We start from the raw sequence: 20,531 nt of genomic DNA on the forward strand, positions 1-20,531 counted from the left end.
GGCTACGGGGTGAGACCGACTTCGTCGCGGGTGCGGCCCCTGTGTCAGCGAAGCAAGGCGGCGGCGATTTCGCGGTAGGTCTCGAGCGGATCGGCGTCGTCGGGAAGAGAATGCAGTGTCACGTGGGACGCGCCTGCGGCGAGGTGTTCCTGCAATCGCCCGGCGATCGCGTCGGCCGTGCCGTGCGCCACCAGAGCGTCGATCAGTCGGTCGCTGCCACCGTCCCCGATCTCTTCGTCCGAGTAGCCGAGCCGGTTCAGATTGTTGGTGTAGTTGCGAAGGTGAAGATAGGGGTTGTTCACCGGTGGTCGGCCGATCTCTCGGGCCTTCTGTGGGTCGGATTCGAGAACCACCTTGTGCTCGGGTGCCAAAATCTTGTTCGGCCCCAATGCTTCTCGCGCCTCACGGGTGTGCTCGGGGGTGGTCAAGTACGGATGCGCACCGGCGGTGCGGTCGGCGGCAAGCGCGAGAACCTTGGGCCCGAGCGCGGCGAGGACGCGTCGTTCCACCGGCACTCCTGCGGTGTCGAGCTCGTCCAGATATGCCACCAGAGCGTCGTACGGCTTGGTGTATTCCTGCGTCGCCTCCGGATGGCCGGCACCGATTCCGAGGAGGAACCGTCCCGGATGCTTCTTCTCCAACCGGTGATACGACTGCGCGACGTCGGCGGCTGCGTCCGACCAGATGTTGACGATGCCGGTTGCCACGACGACCGTCTCGGTGGCGTCGAGTATTTCCTCGGTGGTGGTCAGATCGGCAGGCGGTGAACCGCCGAGCCAGATCGTCCCGTAACCGAAGGATTCGATCGCTCGCGACAGTTCGGGGGTGAATGCCGAATGAAGTCGCCAGACGCCGTACTTGCCGAGTTCAGGTGTGGAAGTCATGTTCGGTGTCAACGCCTCGGGCTCGCGAAGATTCCGCGCATTCTCACTCGTCCGGCTCGATGATCAGATTTTCCGGGAACCGTGCGGGCGGCGGACCGAATGCCTCCCGGGCATTCTTGATGACGCCTTTACCGACGACGCGGTTTCCTGCTCCACCGATCGCCGCACCGATTCCGGCGGGCAGCATCTTGCCGACCAACAGCGCGCTGCGTTTGGCGAGGTATTTGGTGATGAACTTCTTCACGAGGGATTTGTTCATGCTGGTCATCGAGCCGCCCGGGATTCGGGAAGTGATCAGCGGTCCCCAGTTCTTGGCGGTCTTGCCGACCGTGCGCTGCACGATCTGCATGCCCGATTCGCCCAGGGCAACCGACAGCACCAACGCGCGTCGCTGCTGGTGGTTCTCGACGGGGATGCCGTGCACGGACGCGACCGACAACGTCAGTAGTGCCGAGGACTCGATGAAGAAGGCGGTTTCGGCACCCACTGCGGCGAGTGAGGCAGCAGTTCCTATGCCGGGAACAGCCGCAGCACCGCCCACTGCGGAACCGCTGCCGGTGACCGCGAGCAGGAATCGCTTCTCCAGGCGTTCGATGATCTGGGCGGGGGTGTCGTACGGGTGTGCCCGACGCACATGTGCCACGTACTTGTCGACGGCAGGCCCCTGCAGGCGGCTGGCGTTGTCGAGGATGTTGACCAACGCGCGTTCGAGCCTGCCTCCGTTCGAGACCTCGACCTGCGCGTCGTCGTTCTTGCCGGCCATGGATAATCTTTCTTGTCGAGAGTGTGAGTCAGTGCACCCAGTGAGCTGCTGGAACGAGCTCGTCCGGCTTCGGCGGTGGGGGAGCGGTGCCGTCGCCGAAGGGTGATCCGCCCAGCGACTCCCGCCCGTGCGGCTCGAGCCAGCCCTGCAGATCCGGGCCCTTCGGCACGATGCCCGACGGATTGATGTCGCGGTGCACTTCGTAGTAGTGCCGCTTGATGTGGTCGAAGTCCACGGTGTCGCCGAACCCGGGGGTCTGGAAGAGATCGCGGGCGTAGTTCCACAGCACCGGCATCTCGGTGAGCTTGCTGCGGTTGCACTTGAAGTGGCCGTGGTAGACGGGATCGAACCGGACCAGGGTGGTGAACAGGCGTATGTCTGTTTCGGTGATGTGGTCTCCGACGAGGTAGCGCTGTGTGGACAGGCGTTCGACGAGCCAGTCGAGGCGGGCGAAGAGTCTGTCGTAGGCCTTGTCGTACGCCTCTTGCGACCCGGCGAATCCGCAGCGGTAGACACCGTTGTTGACGTCTTTGAAGACCAGATCGGCAACCTCGTCGATCTCGCCGCGCAGTGCTTCGGGGTACAGATCAGGGGCACCGTCCCGGTGGTACTGCGTCCACTCGGTAGACAGATCCAGCGTGATCTGCGGGTAGTCGTTGGTCACGACCTCACCGGTGGGGACGTCGACGATGGCAGGGACGGTGATGCCGCGCTCGTAGTCCGGGAACCGGGCGAAGTAGGCGTCCTGCAGCCTCTCGATTTTCAGAACCGAATCGATTCCGCCGGGCTCTTCCTGGAAGTCCCAGCTGCGCGGGTCGTGGGTCGGACCCGGAATGCCCAGGGAGAGAACATCTTCGAGTCCCAGGAGTCGACGCACGATGATGGACCGATGAGCCCATGGGCAGGCGCGCGCAGCGATCAATCGATACCGTCCCGGCTCCACCGGATAACCGTCCCGGCCGTCGGCGGTGATCCGAGTCGGTATGTAGTTGGTGTCGCGCTTGAATTCCTTGCCCGGTTCCACGTATGCGGCATCGTCGGCCATGCTCTCGAACTCCTCACATCATCATGTTCTGGCGCATTGGCGGTCTTCTCGACGCTACCCAGTTCGGAGCCACCTCAACCGGGTCAGGGTCGAACCACAGCTGTGTGGCAGACGCCGATTTCGGTGTATCCCAACCGCGCGGCGAGGCGTCGGGCAATGGAGTTCTCGGGTCGCGAGCGCCACTGCGGGATCAAGCCCTCGTCGATGGCGTCGTTGGTAGCCAGTCGCCCGACCACCTGCGCGTGACCCCGTCGGCGCTGATCCGGGTCGGTCAGAACGCGCATGTCGGCCAGAATCAGCTGCTCTTCCGAATAGCCGGCGGAGGAGAGTGACCGCGCCGAGTCCGCCGGTCTGTCGTCACCGAGCAGCGTGAACCAGTTCCGTGAGACCGACTCTCCGAATGCCTCGGCAACGTCGGCATCACTGCACTGCGCCGCCAGGTTGCGGACGTGCACAGCATCGTGGGAGATCAGCGGATCGTGCACATCGATGGAGTGGCCGATGTCCGAGCCGTACGCCAGCGAGTGCGTGCCGATCTCGTAGTGCTCCGAGCGGTCGCCGAGTATCGAGGACATCCAGGTTCGGTCCGCACCCGGCCTGCCGGTGATCGATCGTGAGGCATCCACCGCCCAGGACGGCCCTGCGATCACGGTGGTCTCGGCCAGTTGCAGCACGGTGATGTTGTCCGTTGTCACGAGATGTTCTACGCGGTCGGCGTCGGTGTCGAGGGCCGTGTCGTCCAGGCCCAGTTGCCGACACCAGGCCAGGCGAACGATGTCGAGCTTGTGGGAGTCGAATCGGCCGGCGTCGAAGAGGGGAAGATCCACGTATCGAGACTAGCCATCACGAACGTGGGCAACGTTCTGGTTTCACCGTCCGAAAGCAATCTTTCGAACTTTTTTGCCCCCGGTGTTTCGCTCAGCGCCGATAGATGGCAGACTCGCATTTGAGATTAGAGCTTCGACGTGAAGATCTAGCTCGCTTACAGAAGGTTTACAGAATGACGCAGGGCAGTGTGAAGTGGTTCAACGGCGAAAAGGGCTTCGGCTTCATCGAGCAGGATGGTGGCGGACCGGACGTTTTCGTTCATTACTCGGAGATTCAGGGTAGCGGCTTCAAGTCGCTCGACGAGGGCCAGCGCGTGGAGTTCGAGGTGGGCCAGGGTCAGAAGGGCCCCCAGGCTACCGGCGTCCGCGCCATCTGATTCAAGCTTCGTAACCCGATTTCCCCTGGTGGAGTGACCTACTCGAAGTAATCGACACCAGAAACTCGGTGACAAGGCCGGATACACGGAAGCAATTCCGAGTATCCGGCCTTCGTCTGTTCGAACGGGACATCGACTACGGTCGGTGTCCCGTTCGTGTGCGACAGGGCATTGTGCGCTATATGTCCGTTTGATGCCCAGGTCAGAGCATTGTCCGGGTTGCTCGTCATGGAACCATAGTCGTATATTCCAACTGGAATAATTCGGTTGGTATATCCGGTGGGGGGTGAGGTTCGATGCGAGGGGACGCAACGAATCCGCTGGGGGTCTCGGTCCTCGCCCTGCTCTCGGAAGGGCCGATGCATCCCTACGAGATGTATCAGCTCCTTCTCGAGCGCAAAGAGGACCGGATCGTCAAGATCCGCCCCGGATCGCTGTATCACGTGGTTGCTCGACTTCACGGGCAGGAGCTGATCGCCGAGGTCGGAACCGACCGCGGGGGCAACCGTCCCGAGCGCACGACCTACGAGATCACGCCCGCCGGCAGGCGGGTCCTCGTCGACCGGCTGGCCGAGATTCTTCGTTCCCCGGTGCGCGAATATCCACAGTTCACCCTCGGCCTGTCCGAGATGCACAACCTACCGGCATCCGAGGCGATCGCGTTGCTTCGTGCGCGTACCGAAAACCTGGCTCGAGAAATCGAGGAGCTTTCCGGATTCCAGCGCCTGGCGGGAGAACGCACGGTGTCCGAAATCTACTGGGCCGGAATCGATTACAACTACCACATGCTGGCCGCCGAAATGAAGTGGTTGACGAGCTACATCGATCGCGTCGACAGCGGCGAGCTCGAGTGGCCGCATGCCATTTCCGCACAGCACACCACCCTGACCGATCGGCACTGACCACACGACCCCGACGCCTCGGGGGACCAGGAGAACGCAATGAACGCCGTCGAGACCGCCCCACTGCACAACGACATCAGACCGTGGCCCGCCCTGTGGGCGCTGTGCCTCGGGTTCTTCATGATTCTGGTGGACACCACCATCGTCGCCGTCGCTCAGCCCGCGATTCTCGCCGGTCTGGACACGGACATCAACAACGTCATCTGGGTCACCAGCGCGTACCTCCTGGCCTATGCCGTTCCACTGCTGGTCACGGGTCGGATGGGTGACAAGTTCGGCCCGAAGAATTTGTACATCGCCGGCCTCGTACTTTTCACCCTCGCGTCCGTGTGGTGTGGACTGTCGGGATCGATCGAGATGCTCATCGCGGCGCGCGCGGTTCAGGGTATCGGCGCGGCGATGATCACCCCGCAAACGATGGCCGTGATCACTCGTGTGTTTCCGGCGGAGAAGCGCGGAACTGCGATGGGAGCCTGGGGCGCAGTCGCAGGCGTCGCGACGCTCGTCGGGCCGATTCTCGGCGGTGTGCTGGTCGACTCGCTCGGCTGGGAGTGGATCTTCTTCATCAACGTGCCGGTCGGAATTGTCGCAATTGCGTTGGCGCTGAAGTTCGTTCCGGTCTTGCCGACTCACGATCACAAGTTCGATCTACTGGGCGTTGCGCTCAGTGCCGTCGGACTTTTCTGCATCGTCTTCGGCATTCAGGAAGGTCAGAAGTACGACTGGGGTACCGGCGTCTGGATCCTCATCGGGGTGGGGTTGCTCGTCTTTGCCGGGTTCGTCTATTGGCAGTCCGTGAACACCAGCGAGCCGCTGGTGCCGTTGGCACTGTTCCGCGACCGTAACTTCTCGTTGTCCAACATCGGTATCGCAGCCATGGGCTTCGCGATGTCCGGCATGATGCTGCCGATCATGTTCTACGCGCAGAGCGTCACCGGCCTCACCCCGACCCGCTCGGCCCTGCTGTTCGTACCGATGGCGCTGCTCACCGGAATCCTTGCGCCCAATGTCGGCAAACTCGTCGACAAGACGCATCCGCGGTACATCGCCGGTTCAGGGCTGTTCATTCTCGCGGCAGCGCTGCTGTGGTTCGCGTACGAAATGACGCCCACCACCGCAATCTGGAAGCTGCTGCTTCCGGTCGCGGCGATGGGCGTGGCGAATGCGTTGATCTGGTCGCCCTTGGCGGCCACGGCAACTCGCAATCTACCGATGAGTCAGGCGGGCGCGGGCTCGGGCATCTACAACACCACTCGAATGATCGGCTCGGTGCTCGGTAGTGCCGGCATCGGCGCGCTCATCCAGTCTCGGCTGGCCGCCGAGCTGCCCACCGATGGATCTGCCTCGGGCGCAAACGAATTCGCCGGTCGGGTGCCAGAAATGCTGCGCGACGGCTTCACCACCGCCATGGCGCAGTCGCTGATTCTGCCCGCCGCCGTGCTGATGGTCGGCATGATTGCGGTCTGCTTCTACGTCCGGCCTGCGTTCAAGTAACCATGTGCACGGAACTTCGTAGCCCACTACGAGGCCGGAGTGGAGCCTGCGGAACGACCGCAGGCTCCGCGTGCACATGCGGCGAAGCCGCTCTACAGCCCCAGATCGCGGCCGATCAGTTCCTTCATGATTTCGTTCGATCCGGCCCAGATCTTGGTCACGCGAGCGTCTTTCCAGGCGCGGGCGGCGCGGTATTCGTTCATGAACCCGTAGCCGCCGTGTAGCTGGACGCAGTGGTCGAGGATTTCGTTCTGCACCTGCGAGCTCCACCACTTGGCCTTGGCTGCGTCGATGGCGGTGAGTTCACCGACCCCGTGGGCGGCGATGCAGTTGTCGATGTATGCCTGTGCGACATCGAGTTTCGTGACGAGCTCGGCGAGCAGGAATTTGTTCCACTGCAGCGAGCCGATCTGCTGGCCGAATGCCTTGCGGTCCTTGGCGTACTGCAGCGTCTCCTCGAGAATGGGGCGGACGTGTCCGAGGTTGGCCACCGAGCAGCTGATGCGTTCCTGGGGGAGCAGCTGCATCATGTGGATGAATCCGCCGTCGAATTCGCCGATCATGTTCGAGCTCGGCACCCGAACGTTCTCGAAGAACAATTCGGCGGTGTCGGATTCGGGCTGGCCGACCTTGTCGAGTTTGCGGCCGCGAGAGAACCCTTCGGTGCCGTTCTCGACGGCGAAGAGCGTGATGCCCTTGGCCTTCTTCTCCGGCGTCGTGCGAGTCGCGACGATGACGAGATCGGCGGAGTTGCCGTTGGTGATGAAGGTCTTGGATCCGTTGATGATGAAGTCGTCGCCGTCCTTGACGGCGGTGGTCTTCAGCGCAGCCAGGTCCGACCCACCGGACGGCTCGGTCATCGCGATCGCGGTGAGGATCTCGCCGCTGCAGAAGCCGGGCAGCCAGCGCTTCTTCTGCTCCTCGGTGGTGAGCTTGACGAGGTAGGGCGCGACGATGTCCACGTGAATACCGAAGCACGACGCCACCGCGGCACTCGAGCGGGCGAGTTCCTCGGCGAGGACGGCGTTGAACCGGTAGTCCTCGGCTCCGCTGCCGCCGTATTCCTCCGGTACTTCGAGGCCCAGGAAGCCGTTGCGTCCCGCTTCGAGCCAGATCTCGCGATCGATGTACCGCTGTTCGACGAGCTTCTCCTCGACAGGGGTGATGGTTCGGGTGACGAACTCCCGTACCGATGCGCGGAAGTCGTCGTGGTCGGACTCGAACAGGCTGCGCTTCACTTACTTGTTCCTCTCGGTAACGGCTAGTGAAGCGAACAGTACTCGTTGGTAACAACGCCTTGGAAGACGTGTGGCACTATGCGAACCATGGCTGACGCACCCACTTCGCTCGTTCGATCCACCACAGATGCCGGCGCAGAGGTCGCCGTGCTCACCGTCGATCACGGTCCGCTCAACCTCTTCGATCAGGCGATGTTCGACGCGGTGGCCGCGAACGTCGCCGATCTCGTAGCCCGACCGCCGCGTGCGGTGCTGCTCCGCGCGGAGGGCAAGGTCAACTCGGCCGGCGTCGACGTGCACGTCTTTGAGGGCCTGTCCGCCGCGCAGGGTGCCGATCTGTGGCGTGGCCTGTTCGCCGATATCATTCATCCGCTCGAGGGGCTGCCGTGCCCGGTGATCTACGCCGCGCACGGGTTGACGCTCACCGCGGCGTTCGAGATTTCGTTGGCCTGCGACATCATTCTGGCCGGACCGAAGGCGAAGTTCGGTCTGGTCGAGACCGTCGTCGGTCTGACGCCATCAATGGGCGGGCCGCAGCGTCTGGCCGAGCGAGCCGGTTCGGGTCGGGCTCGCGAGCTCGTCATGACCGGTGATCTGTACGACGCCCAGACGCTGAAAGAGTGGGGTGTGGTCAATCAGATTCACGACGACGTAAACGCCGCGGCGCTCGCGCTGACGCATCGACTGGCCGACGGCCCCACCGTCGCGCACGCGGCAACCAAACAGATTGTCGCAGCGTGGCGTTCCGGCGGCGTGGCCCACGCGGACGAGATCACCTCGGAGGTCTCGGGCGCTTTGTTCGAAACCGAGGATCTGCGCGGCGCGGTCGCGAGCTTCCTCGAGGTCGGCCCGGGTAAGGCGACGTACACAGGCAAGTAGAATCGTATGAGTGAGTAACGATCAGCTGGCCGAACTGCACCTGCACATCGAAGGGTCACTCGAACCTCCGCTGATCTTCGATCTTGCCGAGCGCAACGCAATCGCGCTGCCGTACAACGACATAGACGAACTGCGCGCGAAGTACGAGTTCACCGACCTGCAGTCCTTCCTCGATCTGTACTACGCGAACATGGCCGTGTTGCAGACCGCCGAGGATTTCGCCGATCTGGCCCGGGCCTACTTCCGCCGGACCGCGCAGGCCGGGGTGACGCACGCCGAGATCTTCTTCGACCCGCAGGCGCACACCGAGCGCGGCGTACCGCTCCAGGCCGTCGTCGAGGGATTGGCCGACGCCTGCGCGTCCAGTGAGCGCGAATTCGGCGTCACCAGTGGGCTGATCGCGTCGATCCTGCGCGACAAGCCGGTGCTGCACGCGAATCAACTGCTCGACGACCTGTTGGCGATGCAGGCTCCGATCATCGGGCTCGGTCTCGATTCCGCCGAGGTGGGCTACCCGCCGTCGTTGTTCGTCGATGTGTTCGCCAAGGCGCGCGCCGAGGGTTTGCACGTGGTCGCCCACGCCGGTGAGGAAGGCCCGCCCGATTACATCTGGCAGGCACTGGATCTGCTGAAGGTCGAGCGCATCGATCACGGGGTACGGTGCTTGGAAGACGAGGCACTGGTGAATCGGCTTGTCGAGGAACAGATCCCACTCACCGTCTGCCCGCTGTCCAATGTTCGGCTCAAGGTGATCGACAACGTCGAGCAGCTGCCGTTGCGGCAGATGCTCGAGCGCGGCCTGTCGGTGTCGATCAATTCCGACGATCCCGCCTACTTCGGCGGCTACGTCGATGACAACTTCTCTGCTCTCGAAGTGGGAATGGGCCTCACCGTGGCGGAGCGAAAGCAGTTGGCCGAGAACTCGATTCGCGCGAGCTTCGTGACCGTCTAGATCAGCTCGCCGTCACCGAGATTTTCGGGTAGCCGGTGGCCCCGTCGGGAACGGTGTCGGCGGTCTTGTTGGTCTGCAGCTCTCCGGCGGAGTTGGTGGCCCGGGCTCGAATCGAATGCTGGCCTGCAGGCAGGTCGAGCTCGACCGTCCATTGCCGCCAGGTGTCCTTGGAGTACTCCTCCGAGAGTGTGGCCGGCACCCAATTGCCCTCGTCCACTTGTACTTCGACGCCGTCGATACCGGTGTGTTGATCCCAGGCGACGCCCGCGATCACCGACTTTCCTGCCGGTACGGAGCTGCCCGATCGAGGGGTGTCGATGCGCGAGGCCGTCTTGATCGGTCCGAGAGCGCCCCAACCTCGATCGGTCCAATATGCCGTCACCTTGTCGAATCGGGTGATCTCGATGTCGGTGACCCACTTGGTCGCCGAAACATACCCGTAGAGCCCGGGGACGACGAGACGCGCCGGATAGCCGTGCTCGACGGGCAGCGGCGCACCGTTCATCCCCACAGCCAATAAGGCGTCGCGACCGTCGAGCAGAACCTCCAGGGGAGTGCCCGCGGTGAAGGCATCGCTGCTCGACGACAGAGCCATGTCGGCATCCGGCGAAATGCCTGCTTCTTCGAGAATGTCCTTCAGCGGGTAGCCGATCCACGTTGCATTGCCGACGAGGTCGCCGCCGACGATGTTCGACACGCAGGTCAGGGTGACCGTCTTCTCGACGGCCTGGCGCTGCGCCAGATCGGCGAACGTCAGCTCGATCTCGCGGTCGACCATGCCGTGGATCCGCAACGACCACGTATCCGACGCCACCCGCGGCACGACCAACGCGGTGTCGATGCGGTAGAAGTCGTCGTTCGGGGTGATGTACGAGGCGAGGCCGTCGATCTGCAGGTCTGCCCCGGACGGTATCGGCGGTTGCGGTGTCGGGGTGGGAAGCATGAAGCCGAGTCGATCGGCGGTGACGGCGCGCGCCGAGGTGAGCATCCGTCCAGCCGTTCCGGCGACCACACCGAGTACTGCGGCACCGGCGGCGAGGGTCAGGAAGCTGCGACGGTTCATCCCTTCGGTCGCCGGGGTGGCGGCTCCGATGAGGGCGTGCAGCACGACGATGCCGACGATGACGCCGCCGATGGTCGGGACTGCGTAGAAGGCCGTTGTGTCGGGTCGAGTCATGGCTGCGAGTACGCCGAGCACGCCCAGTGCTGCGAATACCACAGCGCCGATCGGCTTGCGGACGACGCCTGCCGCGGCAGCAATAGCGGCGATCACCACGGCCATACCGATGAACAGGGCGAGCTTGTCGGAAGTGCCGAACGTGTCGATGGCCCATTCACGGACCGGGGCCGGACTGTTGTCGACGGCCGAGGACCCGACGGCGGTCAATGGTGACGAGTTCGGTCCGATGGGGACGGCAATCAATTCACCGACACCGAGGACGACTCCTGCGGCGATGATGCCGGACAGCGCGCGTTTTACTGTGCTCACTCGCTCCAATGTAAGCGCATCAGTGCAGCAGCCGCTCGAGGTAGTCGCTGCCGAATACCTTCGTCGGGTCCATCGAATCGCGGACGCGCAAAAAATTCTCGAAGTGTTCGTAGGTATCACGCAGTTCGGCGTCGCCGAGGGAGTGCAGTTTGCCCCAGTGCGGCCTGCCGCCGACGCTGCGGCAGATGGCCTCGACGGCGTCGAAGTATTCGCGGTGATCGCGGCGGTGGTATTGGTGCACAGCGATGTAGGTCGTCGGGCGTCCATAGGCCGTGGAGAGCCAGATGTCGTCGGCGGCGGCGAATCGCACTTCGACAGGGAACGCGATGGACATCGAAGACTGCTCGAGCCAGCGATCCACCTCGCGCAGCACCCAGCCGATCTCGGATGCCGGCACCGCATATTCCATCTCGACGAATTTGACCGTCCGCGAGGATGCGAACACTCGGTACGAGCGATCGGTGTACTCGCGGGCCGACAGTGCCCGCGCCGAGACCGCGTTCAAGCGAGGAATCAGGGCCGGCACCCGCGTCACCACGCGGTTGAGCCCTTCGAAGACCGTGTTGGACAGTAACTCGTCGTCGAGGTACGAGCGCACCTTGCCCAGCGGCCGCAGCACGGCGTTTCCGGGCAGGCGGGTGTTGCGTTTGGTCAGCACACGGTCGGTGTGTGGAAACCAGTAGAACTCGAAGTGGTCGACGGCAGCGACGGTGGCATCGAGCTCGGCGAGCGTTGCCGTCAGCGTCGACGGTTCCTCGACGGCCCGCAGGGCGAAAGCCGGAACGCAGTCGAGTGTGACTCGGGTGATGACGCCGAGCGCACCGAGACCGATGCGGGCCGCGTCGAACAGCTCCGCGTTCTCGTCGCGTGAGCACCGAACCAGCCGGCCGTCCGCGGTCATCAGCTCCAGCGCATGCACCTGGGTGGCAATGCCGCCGAAGCGGGCCCCGGTTCCGTGGGTGCCCGTGGAGATGGCTCCGGCGACGGATTGTTCGTCGATGTCGCCGAGGTTGGTCATGGCCAGGCCGAGGTCCCACAGCTGCGCGGTCAGCTCACGCAGCCGGGTGCCGGCGAGGACCGTCACCTGGGCGGAACCGTCGTCTTCGCGGACGACCGATTCGATCCCGCGCAACGAATCCAGGCTGATCTGAACGCCGTCGGTGACGGCGATCGGGGTGAAGGAATGTCCGGCACCCACGCATCGCACCGGCCGAGACCCCTCGACGGCGCGCTGCAGAACGCTGCGCACTTCGTCCACCGATGCGGGCTCGGCACGATGCGCCGGATATGCATGCTGATTTTCCGCCCAGTTCTGCCACGACCGCTCGATCATCGAATCACTATCTCACTCCCGAAACCGCGGGGTCGTCCCTGAAACCGCAGGGTCGTTCCGCAGGCTCCACTCCTGAAACCGCAGGGTCGTTCCGCAGGCTCCACTCCCGAAACCGCAGGGTCGTTCCGCAGGCTCCACTCCCGTGGGTCAATACGAGGCACAGACTTCGGCAGCGCCCTAGTATCGGGTCATGCAATCGAGGCTGCCCGCGGATGTGCGACGCGCACAACTGGTGCAGTCGGCGATCGACGTCGCCGAGCGGGTGGGTATCGAGTCCCTGACGGTGCGCGCGCTCTCGGAGTACGCCGACGTCACCAAGGGCATCGTGCAGTACCACTTCGAGACCAAGCAGGATCTGGTGATCGCGATGGGGGAGCACCTCATCGTCGACGTCACCGAGATTCTCCACGCGGCACTGGACAGCGCTGTCGGTACCCGAGAATTGCCAGGAGTTCGGGGTCTGCGCGAGCTGGTGCACGGCGGACTGAGCGCGGTGTGGTTGTTGATCGAGAAGTCGTCGGATCGACAATTGCTCGCGTACGAGATCAAGACCTACCTGCTGCGGCATCGCGCGCTCGGGTCCGCCACCGCCGCCGAGATTGCCAATGGTCAATATCGGATCAGGGACTCCGAGGCCCGGTTGTTCTTCGAGAAGTGCTCCGATCACACCGGCACGAGATGGCTCGAGCCGGTGGAGTCGATCGCGCGCTTCGGGATGGCGACTCTTGACGGGCTGGTGCTGCGGTGGCTGGTCGACGGCGACGACCTCGAGGTGCTTGCGCAGATCGACGACCTGTCCGGGCTGATCGCGGGCAAAGCTCTGGATCGTTGAGTGCTCGCCGGGACTTCTCGGCTGCGGAGTGTTTGACTGTGTAGGCCCGGCAACGACGACGAAGGAATGGTCAAGTATGAGTTCGATCGCCGGTGTCGACACCACCGATACGACACCACTCTCTCGTATAGCCACCGCTACCGAGAGTCTCGAATCTCCCTTGGCTGCAGTCGATTCGGTCGCTCTCGATGCCAATGCGGCAGCGTTGCGGGCGCGAGCGAAGGGTGTGCCGATTCGGATCGCCAGCAAGTCGGTGCGCTGCCGAGCCGTCCTCGATCGGGTGCTCGCAGCAGAAGGCGTGCGCGGGGTCATGGCGTACTCGCTGCGTGAGGCGGTGTGGCTCGCGCGCCAGGGGGTCGAGGACATCCTGATGGGCTATCCGAGTGTCGACCGCACGGCTCTCGCCGAGGTCGTCAACGATCGGGTTCTGTCGGGTCGCATCACACTGATGGTCGACGACGTCGCGCAATTGGACATCGTGCGCGACGCCACCCGCAGCAACCTTCTCAAGCCCCGTATCTGTATCGATGTCGATGCGTCGCTGAGGATCGGGCCGATGCACATCGGGGTCAGGCGTTCTCCGCTGCGTGATCCCGAGCAGGTTGCCGCCTTCGCGCGGGTGGCGCACTCGCGGGGGTTCCGGGTCGTCGGTCTGATGTTCTACGAGGCGCAGATCGCGGGAGTGCCTGACTCGAATGTTGCGGTGGAATGGATGAAGTCGCTCTCTGCTCGTGAGATCTCTACGCGCAGAAGGGCAGTGGTCGAAGCGGTGTCGGCAGCGGTGGGTCACATCGAGATCGTCAACAGCGGTGGCACCGGGTCGATCGACTTCTCGGCGGCCGATCCGGTCGTCACCGAGGTCACCGCCGGATCGGGTCTGTTCGCGCCGACGCTGTTCGACCGGTATCGCGCCTTCTCGGCCGAGCCGTCGTTGTTCTTTGCTCTGTCCGCGGTGCGCAAGCCGACCCCGCAGATCGCCACGTTGTTCGGCGGTGGCTACATTGCGTCGGGTCCGGCATCGGGGTCGCGATCCCCGAGGCCGGTGGCGTGGTCGAGAAAGGCCGCCGGAGTAGTGACGTCCGGGCTGAAGCTGCTGCGCAACGAGGGTGCCGGTGAGGTGCAGACTCCGGTGAGCGGTGCCGACGAGGTGCATATCGGTGATCGCGTCTGGTTCCGGCACGCCAAGGCGGGCGAGCTGTGCGAGCGATTCGATACCCTGCACCTGGTGCACGCCGATGGATCCGTCGAGCCGGTCCCCACCTACCGCGGCGAGGGCATGGCGTTCGGCTGAATTCCGTTCTCGCACAGGCTCATGAAGGTGCCCAGGGTGCGCAGTCCGGCCGGGGTCGACGGTAAGTACTGGGTCAGTGCTCGCGATCGGATCAGTATCGCGGCCCACTGACCGCGAGAGACGGCGACGTTGAGTCGGTTGCGCGAGAGCAGAAATGACATGCCACGCGGAACGTCCTCGATCGCCGATGCCGCCATCGAGATCAACACCACCGGTGCCTGTCGGCCCTGGAACTTGTCGACGGTTCCGACCGAGACGTCACCCAGTCCGGCGGCCCCGAAACGCTCGAGGATGACGGCGACCTGAGCGTTGTAGGCCGCGACGACGAGGAAGTCGGACTGTTCCATCGGCCGAGCGCCGTCGAACGACTCGGGGTTGCTCCACGATCGACCCAGTAGACCCTGCACTCGTGCGACGATCTCCTCGGCCTCTTCCATCGAGTCCGTGGAGTTACCGTGATGGTCCAGATAGACGACGTGCAGGCCGGGCTCCAGCCCGGACAGTGAACGAGCCTGTGTGACAGCCTTGTTGGACTGGAGTTTGCCCTCGTACGACAGCGCCGAGACGGGCGCGCACAGATCCGGATGCATCCGCCACGTCGTCGCCAGGAAGTACCCGCGATCGGCGGGCAGCGTGGGGTGACCGTCGGTGATCCAGCCCAGGGCGGATTCGTCGACGAGTTCGGGGTGGGTCCCCTGGCTGACCTGCGGCAGCTGTGCCGGGTCGCCGAGCAGCAGCAGGTTGCGTGCAGACACCGAGACGGCGATGGTGTTGGCCAGCGAGAACTGCCCGGCCTCGTCGACGACCAGCAAATCCAGGGCCCCGCGCGGTATCCGGCCGGGGTTGGAGAAGTCCCAGGCGGTACCGCCGATGACGCAGCCCTCCTCGGCGTCGGTGACGAAACGGGCGTAGTCGGTGGGTTCGACGACGGTGTGGGCGGTCGGGGCCTTCTTGCCCACCTTGGCCGGGTCCACCCCGGCCGCCACGATGGTGTCCAGCAAATTGTTCACCACGTGATGAGACTGGCCCACCACGCCGATGCGCCAGTGATGGACATCGACCAGTTCGGCGATCACCCGCGCGGCGGTGTAGGTCTTCCCGGTCCCTGGTGGGCCTTGAACGGCCACGTAGGAGTTCGCCAGATCGAGCAGCGCTGCGGTGACCGCAGCTGCGTAGTCGTGGCCCTGGACCGCGGGAAGGCCTTTGCCGGAACGGGTTCGGGGCGCGGACAGCGTCAACAGATCGGCGATGGCCGTACGCGGAAGGTGGGGCAGGGCGGCGCTGACCTCGGCGGCAACGGCGACGATCGCCTCTTCGAGGTATTTTGTCGCCGGCGGCGGCTCGGGCGCCGTCGCGATGGGAAAGTCGGTGTATTCGGTTACGCCCTTGCGCAGGTTCTCCTGCACGACGACCATGTCGAGGGTGCCCTCGTAGCCGGCCTGGACGATCTCGACCGACGTGGTCGCGCGATGGGGCGGTTGCTGTTTCGGCAGCCCTTCCGGAGCCGGTTCTGCGTAGAGGAGTTTGACCTTCGAGCTCGACAGCACGCCGTTGCTCAGATGTCCCAGCAGTTTGATCTGTCGCCGTAAGACCCGCTGTGTGGGTGCCGTTTTCATCCAGTCGTGCACCAGTTCCGCGCGTTCGACTTTCAATACGTCCGCCGCGTCGGGCCACTCGTCCATCGGATGAGTCAGTCGATCGAAGTGGGCCCACCAGAACGGCTTTCGCTCGCGGCGGTGGTAGCCGATGGCACCGGCGAACAGGGCCACGGCCTGCTGCGTCGGGGTGCGGTCCCAGGGCAGTCCCGCGTACTCGGCAAGTTCGAGCTCCAGCGGGCTCGCGGTGTCGGAGGCGCTCTTGTCGAGGTCGAGCTCCTGGTTCACCCGCGGCGGAACACCGGCGTCCGATGCGCGTTCGAGCAACCAATCACGCAGTCGCAGAGTCGATTCGCAGTCGGTACGGTTGTACTCGGCAATATCCGCCAGGAGAGCGGCGGCCTCGACATCCTTGCCCTGATCCCGCAGATCGCACCAGTTCGCGTATTCGACGATCGATGCGGCGGCGTCGGTGACGTCCCCGTCGCGGGCGGCGGGCATGTACAGCGGTTCGAGTTTCTTGATGCTGTAGGACCGAGCTCCGATGCGTACCGCAGACCGCACGACGGGATACAGGTCTACCAATACGTTGTCCCGCAGCATGTTGTCGACGGCGTCCTCGCCCACTCCGTAGCGCCCGGCCAATCGCAGCAGCGCGGTCTTCTCGTACGGCGCGTAGTGGTAGACGTGCATGTTCGGGTGTGCGGCGCGGCGTGCGGAGACGTAGTCGAGGAAGTCGATCAGGGCACGGCGTTCCTGTGCGCGATCGTGCGCCCAGAACGGAAGGAATTCACCGTCGGCGGTGTAGACGCCGAACAGGTACTCGAGCCCCCACTCGCTACTACCGGCTTCGGCCCACAGTGGGTCGCCCTCGAAGTCGAAGAAGATGTCGCCCGGATCGGGTTCGGGGATCACCCTGAGAGCGTCGGCGTCGAAGATCTCGAATTGCGGTTCTCCGCTGTGCTCCTGGCGAACCTGTAGTGCCGCCTGGGCGCGCAAGTTCGCTGTCGTACGAGTGGACATCCCGTCGAGGATCCCCGTCGACGAGGCCAGCTCGTCCACCGTGGTGATTCCTGCGTCGAGCAGCTTCTCCCGGGTACTCGCGCGCATGCCGGCGACGAGAACCAGGTCTCGGTGCTGTTCCACTTCGACCGAGCAGGCCTCGCACTGCCCGCACCCGGAGTAACGCGTATCGAACCAATCGACGACGGTGCCTTCGGCGTGGTGCTCGTCGAGGATGTGTTGCAGATGATCCCGGGACTGCCGGTAGACCGGAAGTATCTCGGCGAGAGCGTGAACGGAGTCGCTGCCGTCACCGAGCACGAGGTGTACGTCGTCGCTCGGGGTGACTCCGCCGGCCCGCAGCGCATCTGCGTACGCCGCCAACTGCAGCAGCGCCGGCACCTTTGCGTGTCGCGACAGCTTGGTGTCGTACACGCCGTAGCCAGAACCCTCTGCCACCAGAAAGTCGCAGAAGCCGAGGAACCGGCCGTCGAAAAATGTCGCCTCGTACACCACAGGGGTGCGCGCGGTCAGCGCGGTGAAGGTTGCCCACGCGGCGTCGGCCAGTTCCTGGGCGGTGCGCCCCGGTCTGTCCATCGTCAGGACGCCGCCGGGATAGCGCAGCTCGAACGCCTCGAGTTGGCGCCGTTCGTGCTCGAATCCGAGTGCGGACGTGCGGTCGAGCATGGGGTCCGGTTCGGTGGCAGCGCGCGGGATCAGTCCGGTCAACCCGTCGAGTCGGCGAAGCAGTGCAAATTCGCAGGACGCCGCCGCTGCGAGGTCGCTGGCGCTGTAGACGACCCGATCGCCGAGGAGGAACACAAGTGCCCACCCTAGCCATCGACGACAGCGGCTCCGGTCACGTTGCGCGCGGATGCCGACGAGAGGAGGCAAAATGATCGAATGCCATTTTTCGACGGAGCCACCGGTGCTGTCCATTACCGAAATTGGACCGTTCCCGATGCTCGTTTCGGTCTTGTGTTCCTCCATGGTCTCGGTCAGAACAGCGGCCACTATCACCGGTTCGCCCGGGTGCTGAACGGTCGCGGAGTGGACGTGTGGGCGGTCGACCATGTCGGCCACGGTCTCACCGAAGGGGAGTTGACCGACGCGGCTCAGATAGCTGGCCTGGCTCAGAATGCGCTGCAGCTGCTCGACATCGCCGAGGCCGAACATCCCGAATTGTCGTTTGCGCTGATGGGGCACTCGTTGGGTGCCGCGACGGCCATCGCAGCGCTCGGCGCGCATCCGGAGGCGGTTCGATGCGCTGTGCTGTGCGGCACTCCGAAGTCGGTGACCGGCGCTTCCGACGACCTCGCGGACAATGTGATTCCGATCCTCGCCGTGCACGGTGTCGACGACCGCTTGGCTCCGGTCGATGCGGTTCGCGAGTGGATCGCCGGTGTGCCCGACGCGTCCCTGCACGAGTTCGACGACGGCGGCCACGACCTGCTGCACGAGAAGATTCACCTGCAGGTGACGTTGGCGGTCGCGGAGTTTCTCGACGCGCACATGTCCTGACCCGAGAACCGAGAAAGGGCCCGGCGTGCACAGCACGTCGGGCCCTTTCACTCGCGGTCGATCTAGGAGTAGATGGCCTCGATGTCGCTGCCACGTTCGGAGTGGATGATGTTGCGCTTGAGCTTCATCGTCGGGGTGAGCTCACCGGTTTCGACGGTGAAGTCGTTCTCGAGGATCGTGTACTTCTTGATCTGCTCGGGGTTGGAGACCTTCTTGTTGGCCTCGGCCACGGCCTTGTCGATCTCGGCGACGAGGTCGGCGTTCTTCGACAGCTCCGAGAACGGGATGTCGGCAGAAAGGCTGTGGCGTTCGAGCCAGCCCGGCAGTGCCTCGGGATCGAGGGTGATCAGGGCACCTATGAACGGCTTGGCATCGCCCACGACGAGGCACTGGCTGATAATCGCGTTGGCGCGCAGGGCGTCCTCGAGCACCGCGGGGGCAACGTTCTTGCCGCCTGCGGTGACGATGATTTCCTTCTTGCGGCCGGTGATCGAGACAAAGCCTTCCTGGTCGATCGACCCGAGGTCGCCGGTGTGGAACCAGCCGTCGACGATCGCTTCGGCGGTGGCCTTCTCGTTGTGCCAGTAGCCGCTGAACACCACCGGGCCCTTGAGCAGCAGTTCGCCGTCCTCGGCGACCTTGACCGCGTGGCCGTCGATGGGCTTGCCGACGGTGCCGACGCGCTGTTCCTTGGTGGTGTTGACGGTGACGGCCGCGCTGGTCTCGGTCAGTCCGTAGCCCTCGTAGACCGGGACGCCCGCGCCGCGGAAGAAGTGGCCGAGGCGAGCGCCGAGGGGGCCGCCGCCCGAGACCGCACGATCGCAGTTGCCGCCGAGGGCTGCCCGCAACTTGGAGTAGACGAGCTTGTCGAAGACCGTGTGCTTGAGATTCAGCACCAGGCCCGCGCCGCCCTTCTCCTGGGCCTCACTCCACTCGATGGCCGTCGCGGCGGCCTTGTCGAAGATGCTGCCCTTGCCGCCGTCGTGTGCCTTCTGCTTGGCCGAGTTGTAGACCTTCTCGAACACGCGCGGCACCGAGAGAATGAAGTTCGGCTTGAAGACGGCGAACTGATCCACCAGTGTCGATACGTCCGAGGTGTGGCCCACGGTCACCTTCGACTCGAACGAGCCGAACGACACCGCGCGGGCGAACACGTGCGCCATCGGGAGGAACATCAATGTGCGGTTGCCCTCGCGCATGGAGTCGTGCAGGGCGATCTGGGTGGCCTGAACCTCGGCGTAGAAGTTGGCGTGTGTCAGCTGAACGCCCTTGGGGCGACCGGTGGTGCCCGAGGTGTAGATCAGGGTGGCAGGCGAGGCCGCGGTGACCTGGTGCCGACGGGTATGCACGTCCTCGTCGCTGACTCCGGCACCGCGGGTGGTCAGCTCGTCGACGGCACCGGCGTCGATCTGCAGCACCTCGCGCAGATCCTTGGCCCCTTCGGTGACCTCTTTGAGGGACGAGGCATGTTTCGCGGTCTCGACGACGAGCAACTTGGTCGCCGAGTCCTCGAGGATCCACTGGGCCTGGTCGGCCGAGGAGGTCTCGTAGATCGCGACGGTGCATCCGCCCGCGGTCCAGATGGCGTAGTCGAGAACGACCCATTCGTAGCGCGTCGCGCTGAGAATCGCGACGCGGTCACCGAGCTCGATGCCCGACGCGATCAGGCCCTTGGCTACGGCCGTGACCTCTTTGGCGAACTGGCCCGCTGTGACGTCGGTCCAGGTGCCGTTCACGAGTCGCTGGAACGGTACGAGGTTCGGCGATTCCTTCTCGTACCGGAAGACGGTGTCGGCCATGGAAGCGTCGTCGGGAATGGTGAACGACGCCGGCACAGAATATTCGCGCACTGCTGGACCCCTTACGGAAAGAAAGCGTGGTAGTTGTGCATTTCATCACACCCCAGTCCGTAACGCACCACCGAGGGTGTCCGGTTTGTGAATTTTTGGTCGGCTCAGGGGGGAGTTGAGTGTGACTCGGAGTACAACTTATCCGTCCTCAGCCGCCCCTTGCCGCCGGGTCGGGTCTGTGAGGCTGCTCGCACGAGGTGCCGGTGTCACCGTTTTCGTCACCTGATCAGCGTAGAAGGGGTCGCAGGGGTCGAGCA

The 20,531-nt window shown here is 64.3% G+C and carries 17 protein-coding genes; 8 read left to right on the forward strand and 9 right to left on the reverse strand.

Annotated elements, in window-relative coordinates; genetic code table 11:
* Positions 1-44 precede the first annotated feature (44 nt).
* The 4 genes from QM797_RS20125 to QM797_RS20140 all read right to left on the reverse strand — a co-directional run bounded on the left by QM797_RS20125 (position 45) and on the right by QM797_RS20140 (position 3,519).
* A complete protein-coding gene (locus QM797_RS20125; protein WP_283277429.1) occupies positions 45-884 on the reverse strand; it encodes an LLM class F420-dependent oxidoreductase in 840 nt (279 codons plus the stop codon).
* Positions 885-927: 43 nt separating this feature from the next.
* Positions 928-1,647 carry a hypothetical protein gene (locus tag QM797_RS20130; RefSeq protein WP_283277430.1) on the reverse strand — a complete coding sequence of 240 codons (720 nt, stop codon included), beginning with the start codon at positions 1,645-1,647 and terminating at the stop codon, positions 928-930.
* Between the two features lie 28 nt (positions 1,648-1,675).
* Positions 1,676-2,692, reverse strand: a complete 1,017-nt coding sequence (locus QM797_RS20135; protein WP_283277431.1) for a glutathione S-transferase family protein — start codon at positions 2,690-2,692, stop codon at positions 1,676-1,678.
* Positions 2,693-2,775: 83 nt separating this feature from the next.
* Positions 2,776-3,519 (reverse strand): GNAT family N-acetyltransferase, encoded by a 744-nt coding sequence (locus QM797_RS20140; RefSeq protein WP_283277432.1) that lies wholly within the window; start codon positions 3,517-3,519, stop codon positions 2,776-2,778.
* Between the two features lie 173 nt (positions 3,520-3,692).
* On the opposite strand from QM797_RS20140, the gene QM797_RS20145 reads away from it, so the two are divergent.
* The 3 genes from QM797_RS20145 (at position 3,693) to QM797_RS20155 (ending at position 6,292) form a co-directional block, all read left to right on the forward strand.
* The gene (locus QM797_RS20145; protein ID WP_008714360.1) at positions 3,693-3,896 is read left to right on the forward strand and encodes a cold-shock protein; all 204 of its coding nucleotides are present in this window, start codon (positions 3,693-3,695) and stop codon (positions 3,894-3,896) included.
* 296 nt (positions 3,897-4,192) lie between these two features.
* Complete coding sequence (locus QM797_RS20150) at positions 4,193-4,798, forward strand: PadR family transcriptional regulator (protein ID WP_283277433.1); 606 nt, start codon at positions 4,193-4,195, stop codon at positions 4,796-4,798.
* Between the two features lie 39 nt (positions 4,799-4,837).
* Entirely contained in the window at positions 4,838-6,292 is a 1,455-nt protein-coding gene (locus QM797_RS20155; RefSeq protein ID WP_283277434.1) for a DHA2 family efflux MFS transporter permease subunit, read from the forward strand.
* Between the two features lie 92 nt (positions 6,293-6,384).
* Here the strand turns inward: QM797_RS20155 and QM797_RS20160 are convergent, their stop codons facing one another.
* On the reverse strand, positions 6,385-7,530 hold the full coding sequence (locus QM797_RS20160) for an acyl-CoA dehydrogenase family protein (RefSeq protein WP_283277435.1): 1,146 nt from the start codon (positions 7,528-7,530) through the stop codon (positions 6,385-6,387).
* An 87-nt stretch (positions 7,531-7,617) separates the two neighbouring features.
* Between QM797_RS20160 and QM797_RS20165 the strand changes: the two genes are divergently transcribed.
* Together QM797_RS20165 and QM797_RS20170 are read left to right on the forward strand one after the other, a co-directional pair.
* Positions 7,618-8,409, forward strand: coding sequence for an enoyl-CoA hydratase/isomerase family protein (locus QM797_RS20165; protein WP_283277436.1), 792 nt, complete (start codon positions 7,618-7,620; stop codon positions 8,407-8,409).
* 10 nt (positions 8,410-8,419) lie between these two features.
* A complete protein-coding gene (locus QM797_RS20170; protein ID WP_283277437.1) occupies positions 8,420-9,361 on the forward strand; it encodes an adenosine deaminase in 942 nt (313 codons plus the stop codon).
* Position 9,362: 1 nt separating this feature from the next.
* Here QM797_RS20170 and QM797_RS20175 read toward each other — a convergent pair whose 3' ends face one another.
* Entirely contained in the window at positions 9,363-10,850 is a 1,488-nt protein-coding gene (locus QM797_RS20175; protein WP_283277438.1) for a molybdopterin-dependent oxidoreductase, read from the reverse strand.
* A 19-nt stretch (positions 10,851-10,869) separates the two neighbouring features.
* The gene (locus tag QM797_RS20180; RefSeq protein ID WP_283277439.1) at positions 10,870-12,183 is read right to left on the reverse strand and encodes a D-arabinono-1,4-lactone oxidase; all 1,314 of its coding nucleotides are present in this window, start codon (positions 12,181-12,183) and stop codon (positions 10,870-10,872) included.
* A 190-nt stretch (positions 12,184-12,373) separates the two neighbouring features.
* On the opposite strand from QM797_RS20180, the gene QM797_RS20185 reads away from it, so the two are divergent.
* Together QM797_RS20185 and QM797_RS20190 are read left to right on the forward strand one after the other, a co-directional pair.
* The gene (locus QM797_RS20185) at positions 12,374-13,015 is read left to right on the forward strand and encodes a TetR/AcrR family transcriptional regulator (RefSeq protein ID WP_283277441.1); all 642 of its coding nucleotides are present in this window, start codon (positions 12,374-12,376) and stop codon (positions 13,013-13,015) included.
* Between the two features lie 76 nt (positions 13,016-13,091).
* Positions 13,092-14,306, forward strand: coding sequence for an alanine racemase (locus QM797_RS20190; RefSeq protein ID WP_283277442.1), 1,215 nt, complete (start codon positions 13,092-13,094; stop codon positions 14,304-14,306).
* Here the strand turns inward: QM797_RS20190 and QM797_RS20195 are convergent.
* The gene (locus tag QM797_RS20195) at positions 14,276-17,725 is read right to left on the reverse strand and encodes a TM0106 family RecB-like putative nuclease (protein ID WP_283277443.1); all 3,450 of its coding nucleotides are present in this window, start codon (positions 17,723-17,725) and stop codon (positions 14,276-14,278) included. The genes QM797_RS20190 and QM797_RS20195 overlap by 31 nt on opposite strands.
* A gap of 81 nt (positions 17,726-17,806) precedes the next feature.
* Here QM797_RS20195 and QM797_RS20200 point away from each other — a divergent pair, with 81 nt between their 5' ends.
* Complete coding sequence (locus QM797_RS20200) at positions 17,807-18,424, forward strand: alpha/beta hydrolase (protein ID WP_283277444.1); 618 nt, start codon at positions 17,807-17,809, stop codon at positions 18,422-18,424.
* Between the two features lie 62 nt (positions 18,425-18,486).
* Here QM797_RS20200 and QM797_RS20205 read toward each other — a convergent pair whose 3' ends face one another.
* On the reverse strand, positions 18,487-20,274 hold the full coding sequence (locus QM797_RS20205) for an AMP-dependent synthetase/ligase (protein WP_283277445.1): 1,788 nt from the start codon (positions 20,272-20,274) through the stop codon (positions 18,487-18,489).
* Positions 20,275-20,531: the final 257 nt, after the last annotated feature.

Source organism: Rhodococcus sp. IEGM 1381, from assembly GCF_030056795.1.
Taxonomy (GTDB): domain Bacteria; phylum Actinomycetota; class Actinomycetes; order Mycobacteriales; family Mycobacteriaceae; genus Rhodococcoides.